The sequence below is a fragment of the Sphingomonas pseudosanguinis genome (assembly GCF_014196255.1).
In the GTDB taxonomy this organism is placed as follows: Bacteria; Pseudomonadota; Alphaproteobacteria; order Sphingomonadales; family Sphingomonadaceae; genus Sphingomonas; species Sphingomonas pseudosanguinis.
In genome coordinates this window covers 19,453-34,167 of record NZ_JACIDH010000019.1, presented here as the reverse complement: position 1 = coordinate 34,167, position 14,715 = coordinate 19,453, and the positions used below count along the sequence as shown (strand labels likewise).

Annotated in this window: 12 protein-coding genes and 1 tRNA gene; 8 read left to right on the top strand and 5 right to left on the bottom strand. The window is 67.8% G+C overall.

Annotated features, from left to right (window positions below):
• Positions 1-58: 58 nt before the first annotated feature.
• Together GGR48_RS15450 and GGR48_RS15445 are read right to left on the bottom strand one after the other, a co-directional pair.
• Entirely contained in the window at positions 59-1,351 is a 1,293-nt protein-coding gene (locus GGR48_RS15450; protein WP_183952743.1) for a dicarboxylate/amino acid:cation symporter, read from the bottom strand.
• Between the two features lie 121 nt (positions 1,352-1,472).
• A tRNA-Thr gene (locus tag GGR48_RS15445) sits at positions 1,473-1,547 on the bottom strand.
• An 85-nt stretch (positions 1,548-1,632) separates the two neighbouring features.
• Here GGR48_RS15445 and GGR48_RS15440 point away from each other — a divergent pair.
• Positions 1,633-1,785, top strand: a complete 153-nt coding sequence (locus GGR48_RS15440; RefSeq protein ID WP_183952742.1) for a hypothetical protein — start codon at positions 1,633-1,635, stop codon at positions 1,783-1,785.
• 108 nt (positions 1,786-1,893) lie between these two features.
• On the top strand, positions 1,894-4,137 hold the full coding sequence (locus GGR48_RS15435) for a TonB-dependent receptor family protein (RefSeq protein ID WP_183952741.1): 2,244 nt from the start codon (positions 1,894-1,896) through the stop codon (positions 4,135-4,137).
• Positions 4,138-4,179: 42 nt separating this feature from the next.
• Here the strand turns inward: GGR48_RS15435 and GGR48_RS15430 are convergent, their stop codons facing one another.
• Complete coding sequence (locus GGR48_RS15430; protein WP_183952740.1) at positions 4,180-5,484, bottom strand: NAD(P)/FAD-dependent oxidoreductase; 1,305 nt, start codon at positions 5,482-5,484, stop codon at positions 4,180-4,182.
• Positions 5,477-6,484, bottom strand: a complete 1,008-nt coding sequence (locus GGR48_RS15425; RefSeq protein WP_183952739.1) for an AI-2E family transporter — start codon at positions 6,482-6,484, stop codon at positions 5,477-5,479. Before GGR48_RS15425 ends, GGR48_RS15430 begins: the two co-directional genes overlap by 8 nt.
• Before the next feature lie 180 nt (positions 6,485-6,664).
• On the opposite strand from GGR48_RS15425, the gene GGR48_RS15420 reads away from it, so the two are divergent.
• Together GGR48_RS15420 and GGR48_RS15415 are read left to right on the top strand one after the other, a co-directional pair.
• Positions 6,665-7,375 (top strand): cytochrome c oxidase assembly protein, encoded by a 711-nt coding sequence (locus GGR48_RS15420; RefSeq protein ID WP_183952738.1) that lies wholly within the window; start codon positions 6,665-6,667, stop codon positions 7,373-7,375.
• Positions 7,372-7,881 (top strand): CopD family protein, encoded by a 510-nt coding sequence (locus GGR48_RS15415; RefSeq protein WP_183952737.1) that lies wholly within the window; start codon positions 7,372-7,374, stop codon positions 7,879-7,881. Before GGR48_RS15420 ends, GGR48_RS15415 begins: the two co-directional genes overlap by 4 nt.
• On the opposite strand, the gene GGR48_RS15410 is transcribed toward GGR48_RS15415, so the two are convergent.
• Positions 7,851-8,375: a DUF2231 domain-containing protein gene (locus GGR48_RS15410; protein WP_183952736.1), complete on the bottom strand. Its 525-nt coding sequence runs from the start codon at positions 8,373-8,375 to the stop codon at positions 7,851-7,853. The two genes, GGR48_RS15415 and GGR48_RS15410, sit on opposite strands and share 31 nt — an antisense overlap.
• An 84-nt stretch (positions 8,376-8,459) precedes the next feature.
• Between GGR48_RS15410 and coxB the strand changes: the two genes are divergently transcribed.
• The 4 genes from coxB (at position 8,460) to GGR48_RS15390 (ending at position 14,714) form a co-directional block, all read left to right on the top strand.
• The gene (gene coxB, locus GGR48_RS15405) at positions 8,460-9,074 is read left to right on the top strand and encodes a cytochrome c oxidase subunit II (RefSeq protein WP_240455876.1); all 615 of its coding nucleotides are present in this window, start codon (positions 8,460-8,462) and stop codon (positions 9,072-9,074) included.
• Positions 9,071-11,518, top strand: coding sequence for a cytochrome c oxidase subunit I (gene ctaD / locus GGR48_RS15400; protein WP_183952734.1), 2,448 nt, complete (start codon positions 9,071-9,073; stop codon positions 11,516-11,518). Before coxB ends, ctaD begins: the two co-directional genes overlap by 4 nt.
• A gap of 2 nt (positions 11,519-11,520) precedes the next feature.
• Positions 11,521-11,826 carry a hypothetical protein gene (locus GGR48_RS15395; protein WP_206362412.1) on the top strand — a complete coding sequence of 102 codons (306 nt, stop codon included), beginning with the start codon at positions 11,521-11,523 and terminating at the stop codon, positions 11,824-11,826.
• Between the two features lie 239 nt (positions 11,827-12,065).
• A complete protein-coding gene (locus GGR48_RS15390) occupies positions 12,066-14,714 on the top strand; it encodes a TonB-dependent receptor (RefSeq protein ID WP_183952732.1) in 2,649 nt (882 codons plus the stop codon).
• The last annotated feature ends 1 nt before the right edge of the window (position 14,715 follow it).

Here is a 14,715-nt window from a genome sequence, read left to right as displayed (position 1 = left end):
CGGTCGGCCACTCGTGTATTACTTTACCAGAACACCGAGCGCAAGCATGGCCCCGTGTTTACCCTGTTTGCGGCACCTCCGGCAAGCGGTCCGCAGGGGGCGTGTCTTCGATCAGGCCGGCACGGTGCGCGACGATGGTCGGGACCAGCGCCTGGCCCGCGACGTTGATCGCGGTGCGCCCCATGTCGAGGATCGGATCGATGGCGAGCAATAGCCCGGCGCCCTCCAGCGGCAGGCCCAGCGTGGACAGCGTCAGCGTCAGCATAACGACCGCCCCGGTCAGCCCCGCCGTCGCCGCCGAGCCCAGCACCGACACCAGCACGATCAGCACGTAATCGCCGACATGCAGCGGCAGGCCATAATATTGCGCGACGAACAAGGCGGAAATGGCGGGATAGATGGCGGCGCATCCGTCCATCTTGGTCGTCGCGGCGAAGGGCACGGCAAAGGCCGAATAGGCGCGCGGCACGCCCAGCCGGCGCTCGACCGCGTCCTCGGTGACGGGCAGGGTGGCGATCGACGAGCGCGACACGAAGCCCAGCTGGATGGCGGGCCAGGCGGCGGCATAGAAGCGCTTGGGAGACATGCCATTGGCGAGCAGCAGCAGCGGATAGACGACGAACAGCACGAGGCCGAGCCCGATATAGACCGCCAGCGCAAAGCTGCCGAGCGCGGAGAGCGACTGCCAGCCATAGCGCACGATCGCATTGCCCAAGAGCGCGCCCGAGCCGATCGGAGTCAGCCGGATCACCCAGGACAGGATACGCCGGAAGATGGCGAGCGCCGAGGCGTTGAACGACAGGAAGCTCTCGCCCTTGTCGCCGACGCGCACGGCGGCGACGCCGATCGCGACCGCCATGACGATGATCTGGAGAATGTTGAACGACAGGCCTGTCTTGAGCGCGCCGCCATCGCCCGCGCTGGTCGAGGCGGACAGGCCCAGGATGTTGGACGGGATCAGCCCGCGCAGGAAGTCGAGCCACGAGCCGGCGGTGTCGGGCCGCACCGCGCTGCCTGGCGCGACGCCGGCATGCAGGCCGGGTTGCAGCACCGTGCCCAGCGTCAGCCCGATGGTGACCGCGATCAGCGCGGTGATGGCGAACCAGATGAAGGTGGCGGCGACCAGCCGCGCGGCATTGTTCAGGTCGCGCAAGGCGGCGATCGAGGCGACGATGGCGGTGAACACCAGCGGCACCACCAGCACCTTGAGCAACTGCACGAAGCTTTCGCCGACGATGCGCAGCGCTTCGGCCAGGCCGGCCAGCCCCTGCGACCGGGCGAGCAGGCCGAGCAGCAGGCCCACGGCCATGCCGACGAACACCTGCACCCCAAAGGAAAAACGGAGTCTCATCCGACCATAGCTAGCGAGCCGGCGAAACGATCCCAACCAAGTTTTGCGTGGGGGGCGGAAAGCTCCCCAATTCCGCGCCCTTAGGGGGCGGGGACCCCTTTAGGGGAAGTGATGGGGAGAATGGTGCTGCCGGTGAGGATTGAACTCACGACCTCAGCCTTACCAAGGATGCGCTCTACCACTGAGCTACGGCAGCACTCGCGTCTCAACGCGGGAAGCGCGCCTAGAGACGATTGGCGGGACATTGTCAAGCGCTGGATCGTCGGATTATGCAAATCATCATGGCAAAAGATGAAAAGGCCGAGCGGCTGGCAGCGGCGCTGCGCGAGAATCTGAAGCGGCGCAAGGCGCAGGCGCGGGGGCTGGACGACGGTCCGGCGGCACTGCGCAAGGATGGCAGCGATCCGCAGGCGACGGCGAACGAACGGGAATAGCCGCAAAGCCAGACACTTATTCCGCAGGCAACAAAACAACACAAAACTGATATTGATAGTGACTCGCATTTCCTTCTAGCCGCTGCGGCAAGAGCAAAGGGGAATGTGATGCAGATCAAAATGCAAGCCGTCAGTCTGGGCGTCCTCGCCTGGTGCGCGATGATGTCCGCACCCGCCATGGCGCATGGTGCCGATCCCGTGACCGACAGCGATCCGCTGGGCGGCATCGTCGTCACCGCCAACCGGGAGGACGCCGACAAGGCGGGCGGCTCGGTCCACCGCCTGGACGAAGAGCAGCTCCGCACCTTTTCCTATGGCGACATCAACCGCGTGCTTCGTCAGGTGCCGGGCGTGACCCTGCAGGAGGAGGACGGGCTGGGGCTGCGGCCCAATATCGGTATTCGCGGCTCGGGCACCGATCGCAGCGCGCGGATCGTGGTGATGGAGGACGGCGTGCTCGCCGCACCCGCGCCCTATGCCGCGCCCGCCGCCTATTATTTCCCGCGTGTCGCGCGCATGGTCGGCGTGGAGGTGGCCAAGGGCCCCGCCGCGATCAAATATGGCCCCTCGACGATCGGCGGCGCGCTGGGCTTCTTCTCGACGCCGATCTCGGACAAGCCGGTGGGGGAGATGAGCGGCCGGGGTGAGATACTGGCGGGCAATTATGGCGGCGCGCGGTTGCACGGCGCGCTGGGCGGCTGGCAGGCGCTGGGTGCGGGGCTGGAGGCGGGGGCGATGGTCGAGGGGCTGTACGAACGCTCCGATGGCTTCAAGCGGATCGACATAGGCGGCCTGACCGGCTTTCGAATCAACGATGTCGTCGCCAAGGCGGGGCTGCGCTCCAGCGACGGGCGGCACATCGTCGAGTTCAAATATCAGACCTATGACGAACGCAGCGACGAGACCTATCTCGGCCTGTCGCTCGCCGATTTCGCCGGCGATCCCGATCGCCGCTACAATGCCAGCCAGCGCGACGTGATGAATGTCGGGCACAGCAGCTATCAGCTGACCTGGCGCTCGCGCATCGGCCAGGCGCTGGACCTGACGACGGTCGCCTATCGCACCGACACCGCGCGGTCCTGGTACAAGTTGCAGGACGTGCGCAACGCGGCGAACACCGGTTGGACCTCGATGGCCGATGTGCTGGCGAACCCGGCGGCCAATCCGCTGGCCTTTGCCGATATCGTCGGCGCGCCGGGCTATGTCGGCCGGACGGGTGCGCTGCGCGTGCGCGACAATAATCGCCTGTATCAGAGCACGGGCATCCAGTCGGTGCTGGGCGCGGACTTCACCACCGGCGCGGTCGCGCACCGGCTGGAGCTGTCGGCGCGCTACCACGAGGATTTCGAGGATCGGCTGCAACAGGAGGATCGCTATCGCATGGTCGATGGCCGCATGGTGCGGACCACCACCGGCGTGCGCGGCACCCAGGACAACCGGCGCGGCGACGCGCGTGCCTGGGCCTTTTTCGCGCAGGACCGGATCACCGCCGGTCCGGTCGTGCTGACCCCGGGACTGCGCTATGAGACGATTCAGCTGGAACAGACGCGCTGGGCGCTGGGCGACGTGACGCGGGCGACCCCGACCGCCAATGTCCGCCGCCGGGTCGATGTCTGGATTCCCGGCATCGGCGCGACGGTGCGGCTGGGCGAGGTGGTCAGCCTGGTCGGCGGCGTCCACCGCGGCTTCGCCGCCCCCGCACCCGGATCGACGATCGATCCCGAAACCTCGTGGAATTACGAGGCGGGGGTGCGGCTGGGCCAGAGCGACTGGCGGCTGGAGGCGATCGGCTTCCTCAACGACTACAACAATCTGGTCGGCACCTGCACCGCCTCGACCGGGGTGACCTGCGACCTGGGCGACCAGTTCAGCGGCGGCAAGGCGGACGCGCGCGGCGTCGAAGTGTCGGGCGGCTATGACCTGAAACTGGGTGGCGGATGGCGCGCGCCGCTGGCGGTGGCCTATACCTATACCCGGGCGCGGTTCGATACGAGCTTCGTCAGCAGCTATTTCGGCAACGTGACGCGCGGCGACCGGCTGCCCTATCTGCCGCCGCACCAGCTGACGCTGACCGCCGGGATCGATGCCGGCCCCGCGCGGCTGACCGCGACCGCCAATCATGTCAGCGCGACGCGCGGCTTTGCTGGATCGGGCGCCATCCCGGCGGCGGAGCGGATCGATGCCCGCACCGTCGTCGATCTGGCGGGCGAGGTCGATCTGGTGCCCGGTATCAGCGCCTATGCGACCGTGCAGAATCTGTTCGACGACCGCTACAATGTCGCCTTCTCGCCCGCCGGCGCGCGGCCGGGCGCACCGCGACTGGCGCTGGCGGGGTTGCGCGCCCGCTTCTGATCCATCCCCGGCACGGCTCCGGCCGGGGGCCGTGCCGGGCGGTCAGTCGCCCTTGGCCACCCGGTCATCGGGCCGGATCGACGATGTCAGCCGGTCCGCCAGCCACAGCCGCAGCACCGCCGCCCGGCCATGCAGCCGCATCTGATGGCGGCGATAGAGCATCTCGTGCCCCAGCCGCGCCAGCCGCCCGCGAATGACACCCGACGAAATGCCGAACTTCCCCAGATCGGCATAGCCGTCATATTCGCCCAGCTTCACCAGCGCGCCGAAGTCGCGGTGGCGGAAGGGCGGAGCCTCTTTGCCCGCCAGCATCGCGGGCAGGTGGCGGCCCAGATAGACCGCCTGTTGATAGGCGATCTGCGCGGTGGGGGGGAGCGGTCGCTCCTCGCCTTGTGGCGTCAGCGAGGCGCAGTCGCCGATCGCGAAGATCGCGGGGTCGTCGACGGATCGGCAATGGCGGTCGATGCACAGCCGCCCGGATTGATCCTGCGTCAGCGACGTGAGCGACTTGGCCAGCGGCGCGGCCTGCACCCCCGCCGCCCAGACCGTCATGTCGGCGGGGATCGCGCCATCGTCCAGCCGCAGACCCTGTTCGTCGACCGCGACGACCTTCACATCGGTGCGGACATGGACGCCCAGACCCTCCAGCCGTGCCCGGGCGGCGGCGGACACGGTCTCGGGAAAGGCGGGCAACAGGCGCGGGCCGCGATCGACCAGCGTCACGTCGAGCGTCGCGCGCGAATCGTTCAGGCCATAGCCGCCCGCGATGTCGGCCATCTGCAGCAGCTCGGCGGCAAACTGTACGCCCGTCGCGCCGCCGCCGACGATGGCGATGCGCAGCTGGCGGCCGGCATGCGCCGCCTCGACCAGCCGGGGGAGGAGATCGGCCTGAAAGTTCTGCGCCTCGATCAGCGTGTCGATATGGCGGGCATGCGCCTCCACCCCCTCGACCCCGAACGGCGCGGCGACGCTGCCTACCGCCAGGACCAGCGTGTCATAGGCGATGCGCCGCTCGGGCAGCAGGTCGCGGCCGTGCAGGACGAAGCGATCGACATGGACGGTGCGCGCCGCTCGGTCGATGTCGAGTGCCGGGCCAGCGGCATAGGTGAAGCCGTGGCGGCGCGCCTGTGCGACATAGGGCACCTCGACCCCGGCGCTGGCGCGCGTTCCCGCCGCGATGCTGTGCAGCATCGGCTTCCACACATGCGCGGTCGCCAGGTCGATCAGCGTGACCGCCAGACCGGTGTCGCGCGCGAGCGCCCCGGCCAGGTCGAGGCCCGCCACCCCGCCCCCGACGATGACGACCCGGTGGCGTGCGTCATGGCGTGGGGTGTCCTGTTCAAACATCGGCCTTTTCCCGTTCGTCGATCCAAAGTCGTCGCACCATCATCCAGGTCGCCACCGTCAGCGGCCCGCCCAGGATGATCCCGCCGATCCCGAACAGACCGCCGAACAGGAACAGCGCGAAAAGCGTGACCGCCGGCGGAATCCGCACCGCATAGCGCATGACGAGCGGCGCCAGCGCATTGCCCTCGATCTGTTGCCACACGACGAAGAAGCCCGCTGTCCACAGGAACAGTTCGAGCCCGCCGGTCAGCGCGATCAGCAGCGCGGGCACCGCGCCCAGGAACGGCCCGACCAGCGGGATGAACTCCAGCAGCCCCGCGACGATGGCGAGCGCGAGCGCGGAGGGCACGCCGATCAAGGACAGGCCGATGAAGACCACGGTGAAGGTCGCCAGCATCGACAGAAGCTGCGCCAGCAACCAGTTGCGCAGCGCCCGTCCAGTGTCGCGCATCGCCCCGCCGACCGGCGTGCGCGCCGCCTCCGGCAACAGGAGGAGCGCGCCGCCGCGATAGCCGCCGGGATCGGCCGCCAGATACACGCCGCCCAGCACCGCCAGCGTCAGCCCGGTGATGCTGGCGGTGATCATGCCCAGCGTCGTCTGGGCGATCGACGCCACCGTCGCGCCGTCGGGCGACACCGTCGAGATCACCGATTGCAGCCGATCCTCGCCGACCCAGTTGGCGAAGGTCGCCCATGCGCCCGGCAAGGCCTCGCCCAGGCCGGACAGCTGCGCGGCGACCTCATGCCCGAACAGCGTCGCGGCGGTGGCGATGATCCCGACGATGATCAGCCCTGAAAGCGCCAGCGCCAGCCAACGGGGCAGCCGTACCACCCCGCATAGCGTATCCGCCGCCGCATGCAGGATGACCGCGACCAGCGTGGCGGCGAAGACCAGCAACAGGATGTCGTGCAGCCGCCAGACCAAGAGCGCCAGCGCGACCAGCGCGATGGCGATGACGACCCGCAGCGCGAACCCGCTCACGCTTCTGCCGTCGATCACCGGATCGGTCCCAATGCCGCCGTGGCAACGTTCCGCATGCGCGATCCCCCTGATGTGAAACGATGATGCTCGACACCGCAAACCGGAAATCGGTTGGAAGGCTCCACCAGCAACAATTCGTTTTATTAGAGAAAGGACCCGCTCCGTTACGTGCGCGTTTCGTCCGCCAAAGGGGACGTCATGATCGACATATTCGGCAGCTATTGCGGGTCGGCACCGACCGCCGCATCCTGGATGGGGCGATGGAATAGCGACCCCGTCCTGATCCTGGCCCTGCTGGGCGCGGCGGCGGCGATGATACGTTTGCGCGGGCATGCGCGGCATGCGGGATGGGTAGCGATCGGCGTACTCGCGATCGTCTTCCTGTCACCGCTCTGCGCGCTGTCGGTGGCGCTGTTCTCGGCGCGGACGCTGCATCATCTGCTGCTGATCGGCGTGGCCGCACCCTTGCTGGCGGTCGCGGTGCCGGTGCGCACCCCGTTGCCCCCCATGGTCGCGCTGGCGCTGTCGACGATCACCCTGTGGTTTTGGCATCTGCCCGCCGCCTATGACGCGGCGCTGTCGAACAAGCTGCTCTATTGGGCGATGCAGGCCAGCCTGCTTGCCACTGCCTGGACCTATTGGGATGCGGTCCGCCGCGCCGATCCGCCGGTCGCGCTGACCCTGATCGCGACGGGGGCGGCGCAGATGGGGATGCTGGGCGCGATCCTGACCTTCGTCGCCCAACCCATTTATGCCAGCCATCTGGCGACGACCGTGTCGTTCGGGATCGGACCGGTCGTCGATCAGCAGCTGGCGGGGCTCGCCATGTGGGTGATCGGCCTCATCCCCTATGCGGTCATCGGCGCGCTGGTCGCGCGCGCGACCTGGCGGCGGATGGCGCTGGCATGACCCTGAGCATCGGCATGATCCTGAGCATCGTGAAGGGGCTGCACATCGCCGCCCTGATCCTGTGGTGCGCCGGGCTGGTCGCGCTGCCGCTGATGCTGGGCAAGCATCAGGCGGGGGAGAGCCAGGCCTCCTATGCCCGGCTGCGCCTGCTGACGCATGACAGCTATACGATGATCGTCACCCCCGCCGCGGTCACCGCGATCGCGGCCGGGACCGCGCTGATCTATCTGCGCGGGGTGTTCGAGCCGTGGATGTTCGCCAAGCTGGTCGCGGTCGGGCTGCTCGTCTGCCTGCACGCGCTGGTCGGGCACACCGTCCTGCTGATGAGCGAGCGGCGCGGTGAATATCTGCCGCCGTCGCCGGTGCCGCTGATCGTGGGCAGCATCGCGACGATGATCGTCGTCCTCATCCTGGTGCTCGCCAAGCCGGTCGTGCCCGATCTCGCACCGGCCTGGCTGAAGGCACCGCAGAATCGTCAGCTCCCTGTCGAAGAGACACCGATTTGATACTCGAACACCAGCTTGCCGCCGTGCCATCCGGTGAAGCCCGTGAAGCTGACTGCGAACAGCGACAGCAGCAGGCCATAGGGCAGCACCGCCTGTTCGTATCCGGTCAGGCGGTATCCCCAATTGGCGCCCAGGATGGACAGCAGCATCACCGCGATGATGAAATGCGTCCAGCTGGCCGAGCGGGCGCGGATGCCGGGCACCAGCAGCAGTTCGACGGTGCCCGCGATGCCCGCCAGCACGCCGAACAGGAAACCCGCGCCCGACGCCCACAAGGCGGCACGCGCCCAGAACAGGTCGCCCGTCCACCAATAGAGCAGGTCGGCGCCCAGGGTGCAGGTGGTCAGCGCGATCGGAAAGGCGACCAGCATGGCGTGGATGGGATGGCCGGCCACCGCGATCTTGGATTCGGTGCGATGAAAGCCGGGATTCTGCTCGACGGGATCGACGAGGCGGGTCTCGGCAACCTCTTGGCGGGCGGTATCAGTCGTCATCGGGGCAAAGCTCTCCTGACCGGGGCGGGCCGCGCCGGCATGTGCGCGACAACGCTTGTCGCGCTTTCGGGTTGCACGGGCGCGTTGTCGACGATCGATCCGGCGGGGCCGCACGCGCGATCGGTCGCGACGATGTGGTGGGTGATGCTGGGCGGATCGGCGGTCCTGGCCGGCCTCGTCTTCGTGCTGCTCGCGCTGGCCTTTCGCCGGCGGGACAGGGGGCGAGGCGGGGAGCGGACCGCATCGGGCCGGCTGTGGATCGGCGGGCTCGGGCTGGCGATGCCGGTCGTCGTGCTGCTTGCGCTGGTCGGCTATGCGCTGACGGTCGGCATCGGCACGCTGCCGACGCCGGACCCGCGCGCGGTCGAGGTGCGGGTGAACGCGCGGCAATATGCATGGGACATGGTCCATCCCGGCGGCATCCGGACGCAAAATGTGTTGCACATCCCGGCGGGGCGGCCGGCCGATCTGGTCATCACGTCAAGCGACGTCATCCACAGTTTCTGGATACCCCGGCTGGCGGGCAAGATGGACGCGATCCCCGGTCACACCAACCGGTTGCGCATCGTCGCGGACACGCCGGGCACCTATCGCGGCGAATGCGCCGAATATTGCGGCGTGGGGCACAAGGATCACAATTTCACCGTCGTCGCGCATGACGCGGCGGGGTGGACGGCGTTCACGGAGGGGGCACGATGAGCGCGCTGAAGCGGCATCAGGATCTGACGGCGATCTGGGGCAACGAGCCGGGCTGGCGCGGCTATCTGCGCTCGGTCAACCATAGCGACATCGGCAAGCGGTTCATCGTCGCGGCCTTCGTCTTCTTCGCAATCGGCGGCGTGCTGGCCATGCTGATCCGCGCGCAACTCGCCACGCCGCGCAGCGCGTTCGTCGGGCCGGAGGTCTATAACCAGCTGTTTACGATGCATGGCAGCATCATGATGTTCCTGTTCGCCATCCCGATGTTCGAGGGGCTGACCATGTATCTGCTGCCTAAGATGCTGGGCAGTCGCGACCTGGCCTTTCCGCGCCTCTCCTCGCTCGGCTGGTGGTGCTATCTGTTCGGCGGCACGATCATCGTGCTGGCGATGCTGGCCGGTGTCGCCCCCGATGCGGGCTGGTTCCTGTACCCGCCCTTGTCGGGCAAGACCTATACACCGGGCATCAATTCCGACGTCTGGCTGCTCGGCATCACCTTCGTCGAAATCTCGGCGATGTGCGCGGCGATCGAGATCACCGTGTCGATCCTGAAGCTGCGCGCGGCGGGCATGCGGTTCGACCGGATGCCGATCTTCGCCTGGTACCTGCTGGGGACGGCGGGCATGATGGTGTTCGGCTTTCCGCCGTTGATCCTGGGGTCGATCCTGCTGGAGGTCGAGCGCGCCTTTGGCTGGCCCTTCTATTCGCCCGAACTCGGCGGATCGCCGCTGTTGTGGCAGCATCTGTTCTGGCTGTTCGGCCATCCGGAAGTCTACATCATCTTCCTGCCGGCGGCGGGGGCGGTGTCGACCATCCTGCCCGTCATGGCGCGCACCCGTCTGCTGGGATACGGCGCGATCGTCGCGGCGGTCATGGCGCTCGCCTTTCTCAGCTTCGGGCTGTGGGTGCACCACATGTTCACCACCGGCATCCCGCACATGGCGCTGGGTTTCTTCTCCGCCGCCTCGGCGCTGGTCGCGATCCCGACCGCGGTGCAGATCTTCGCCTGGCTGGGCACGCTGTGGCAGGGGCGGCCCGAGATGAAGCTGCCGATGCTCTATCTGGTCGGCTTCTTCATCGTCTTCGTGCTGGGCGGGCTGACCGGCGTGATGCTGGCGATGGTGCCGTTCGATGCGCAGGCGCACGACACCGCTTTCGTCACCGCGCATCTCCATTATGTGCTGGTCGGCGGGTTCGTCTTCCCGATGCTGGCCGCCGCCTATTACTGGCTGCCGCACATCACCGGGCGCGAGCGGGTGATGCGGGTGGGCGAGGCGGCGTTCTGGCTGATCTTCATCGGTTTCAACCTGACCTTCTTCATGATGCACCTGACCGGGCTGCTCGGCATGCCGCGGCGGATCGACACCTATCCCGAAGGCATGGGGTGGACCTGGCTCAACCTGTTGTCGTCGGTCGGCGGCTTCCTGCAGGCGTTCGGCTTCGCGCTGTTCCTGATCGACGTGGTGCTGCAGATCTGGCTGGGGCGGGTGCATCGCCGCAATCCCTGGGGCGCGACGACGCTGGAATGGGCGATGCCGATCCCATCGACCACCTACAATTTCGCCAGCCTACCGACCGTCACCACGCGCGACCCGCTGGCCGACGATCCCGATCTGGGCGTCGCGCTGGCACGCGGCGAGGGGTTGCTGGCCGAGGCGCGTCACGGCTGGCGCGAGACGCTGGCGGTCGACATGACCAGCGGCACGCCCGAGCATGTCGCAATCCTGCCGGGCAATAGCTGGCTGCCGATCGCGACCGCCGCGATGCTGGGCGGCTTCTTCCTGATGATGCTGGCGGGGCTGTATGCGCTCGCCCCCGTCTTTCTGGTCGGCACCGTCTGGTTGGGATGGCGCTGGGCCTGGACCAACGGCACGCGCGGCGATGTCGGCATGGTCCCCATCGGCGGCGGCCAGTCGCTGCCCACCAGTTTCGAGGCCCCGCGCACCACCGGCTGGTGGGGCAGCGTCTTCGCGCTGGCGGCCAGCGCGACGCTCTTCGCCTCGCTGCTCTTCGGCTATGCCTTTCTCTGGACGATCGCGCCCAACTGGCCGCCGCCCGCGCTGATCCCGCCATCGCTGGTCGTGCCGCTGCTCGCCATCGCGGGGGCCGCCGCCGCCGGCATCGCGGTCCGGGCGGGGCGGATGCCGATCGTGCTGGGCGGCCACCTCGCCATCGTCGCGGCGCTCATCCTGTTGCTGACGACCACACCCGGTCCCTCGACCCACGCCTATGCCGCGACCAGCGCCGCGCTGGCGGCGTACGGGCTGTTCCATGCCGGGCTGGCGGCGATCATGACCGGTTTCGTGATGGCGCGGGCGAAGGCGGGCTTCCACTCCGCCGCGCGCGCGACCGAGCCGCGCATCCTGCGCCTGTGGAGCGACCATGGCGCGGGGGCGGGGGCCTTCATCGCGTTGCTGCTCGTGCTGCCGGGGTGGTTCGCATGATCATGCTGCTGCGCCTCACCGCCGGGCTGATCGGCTGGGCCGCCGCCTTCTGCCTGATCTATGCGCTGCATGGGCTGGGCTGTGCCGGTGGATGGAATATGGTCCCGTTCGCGGGACTGAGCGTTCATCGCTGGACCCTGCTGGCGGCATGGACGGGGTCGCTGCTCGCGACGTTGGTCGTGGCGTTGATCCTGAACCGGCGGCGTACGACCCCGCTCGACCGTGCGGCGGCGGCGCTGGGCTGGGTGGGCGTCGCGGCGACGCTGATCACCTTCGCCCCCATCGCCATCGTTCCCGCCTGCGCATGACGGGGGCGGGCAGGGCGAGACATAAACATCGTCCCTGATGTCGGTCCACACCTCGCCGCATAATATAACAGCGTAACTGACATATTTACAATAATGTCATGAAATGACCATCCAACTGTAATTATCGACGACTAGCGGTGCCCCCGCGATGACGGAGCGACCCCCTGCGGTCGGCTAAGCGCGTCGCGTCTACGCGCGCCCGGCTGGCCCGGCGTCGCGAACATAACGGGGGATTGACCATGACGATGTTTCTGGGCGCCGCTCGGGCGCGCCTGTTGTGCTGCGCGTCGAGTCTGTTGCTGACCGCGATCCCGGCGCAGGCGGAGAATCCCGCCGCGTCCGACCGGCCGGATTCGGTCCCCCCGCAGTCCGACATCGTCGTCACCGCGGAACGGCTCGCGACCGCCCGCAAGGAACAGTCCCCCGCCGTGGTCGACAGCATCGTCTATGACGATGTCGAGACGATCGCCGCCGATGGCAATATCGCCGAGCAATTGCGGCTGCTGCCCGGCATCAGCACGATCGACGAGGGCGATGCGCCGCGCTTCGTCACGATCCGGGGCATTTCGCCCGATCTGAACCAGACGACGATCGACGGCATCACCCTGGCCTCGATCGGCAATGACGGTGAAGGGTCGCGGATGATCAACCTGCAGATCATCCCTTCCGAATTATCGCAGCGTACCGACGTCTACAAGACCTTCACCGCCGAACAGGATGGCGGCGCGATCGGCGGCATCGTCGACATCATCACGCGCAGCCCGCTCGACCTGAAGCGGCGCTACACCCTGCTCGACGGTTATGGCAGCTATCAGTCGTTTCGCGGCCCCGATGGGCGCAACACGATCGGCGGCAGCGCGCAGCATTGGGGCGGCGGCGCCAAGGGCGTGTTCGCCGATCGCTTCGGATCGCAGGGCCAGTTCGGCATCCTGCTATCGGCGCGTTACCAGAGCCGCACACGCAACTCCGCCAAATGGTGGCAGCCGGTAAAGAACTATTTCGACGATCGCGGCCGCCTGCTGTCCGGTCCCGAGGCGGGCAACTGGGACGGGCGCGCGGTGCCGGGCGACCACAGCTATGGCAGCTATACCAACCGGCTGCGCACGGCGGGCAGCAGCGGCAAGCTGGAATGGCAGGCGAGCGACCGCGTCCGTGCCTCGCTGCTCGGCTTCGGGTATCGTCTGTGGGAATCCTCGACGATGAACAAGAACGACTTCTACACGCGCAGCACCATCGTCGCGCGGACGCCGACCGGCGGCCGGTCGCAGGTCAACAGCATCTATTCGCGCTATCGCTACGACACCTGGGACAAGAAGACCTATGGCGGCATCGCCTCGGTCGGCTGGCGGGGGGATATGTCGCATCTCGACGTGCGCGGCGGCTATACGCGCGCGATCTACGACAATGTGCAGCCCTATGTCGGCGTGCGCACCTATCCGTCGCGGCTGTTCCTCGACTGGGAGGATGGCAGCGACGCGACCGGCGGTATCCCGCGCGTGACCGGGATCAGCGATCCCGCCGCACCCTTCTCGTCGATCTACAAGCTCAGCACCGCCAACATCACCGAGCGTTCGGCGCGCGAGGGGCTGGCGGACCTGCGCGTCGACTATGCCTGGAACACCGAGGCGGGCGACCGTGGCTTCGGCCTGGCCACCGGCATCGAGTTCCGCCGGCTCGACCTGTCGCGCGACCTGAACGTCAACACCTATCGCCTGGGGCGGGTGATGACCGATTATATGGTCGATCCCGGCTATCTGCCGGTCGGCTCCGCCGTGACCTTCCCCTGGATCGACTATAACCGCGCCAAGGACGGCCTGTGGCGGCAGATCGGGCTGGACGCGCGGGCGACCGCCTATCAGGCGGCGGCAAGCGACTATCGCTATGTCGAGCGGCTGTGGACGCCCTATCTGTCGCTCCATCATGCCAGCGACGCGACGCGGCTGGTCGCCGGGGTGCGCTACGACCATATCGGCTTCGACGCGTATCAGCCGGTGATCCGCAGCGGCGTGGTGCTGCCCGGGCAGACGGTGAGGCGGGGCGGCTATGCCTATCTGCTGCCCTCCTTCGCGGCGGACCATGACCTGGCCGACGGCACCAAGCTGCGCTTCGCCTATAGCCGCACGCTCGGCCGGCCGACGCCCGGCGACATCGCCCAGCCCGAGACGATCACCTGCGGCGAGGAGGACGAGGAGGCCGGCGGTCCCGAATGCGCGATCCGGCGGGGCAATCCGGGCCTGCGGCCGCGCCGTGCCGACAATCTCGACGTCGGCGCCGAATATTATTTTGGCACGCACGGCGTGATCGGCGTTGCCGCCTTCGCCAAGTGGATCAAGGACGACATATACGTCCTGCGCTCGCTCCAGCAGGTCGACGGCACCACCTATGCGGTGCGCGAGCCGACCAATGCCGAAAGCTCGCGCCTTTATGGGATCGAGTTCCAGATCGCCGAGCGCAATGTCGACATCCTCGGGCGCAAGGTCGATCCCTTCTTCAACGTGACGCTGCTCGACGGGCGGATGCGCGTCACCGGCGAGGAGACCGGCACGCGCACGGTCGATCGGCTGATGTATCAGCCGCGCGTGACGGTGGGGGGCGGGGCGACCGTGCGTCTGCCCGAGATCGCGGGCGCTATCCGCGCGACCGTCAGCCACCGTTCGGACTCGCTGACCGCGCTGGGCGTCACGCCCAAGGACGATAGCGGCCGTGCCGGGCTGACCGTCGTCAACGCCGCGCTGTGGCACAAGGTGCTGCCGCACGTCACCTTCAAGTACGAGATCAACAATCTGTTCGACGACCAGCCCAAATTCCTGGTCGGCAACCGCCTGCAATATGTCAGCGAGATCGACAATTACGGTCGTGCCGCCTTCTTCCATATCGTGCTGAACTGAC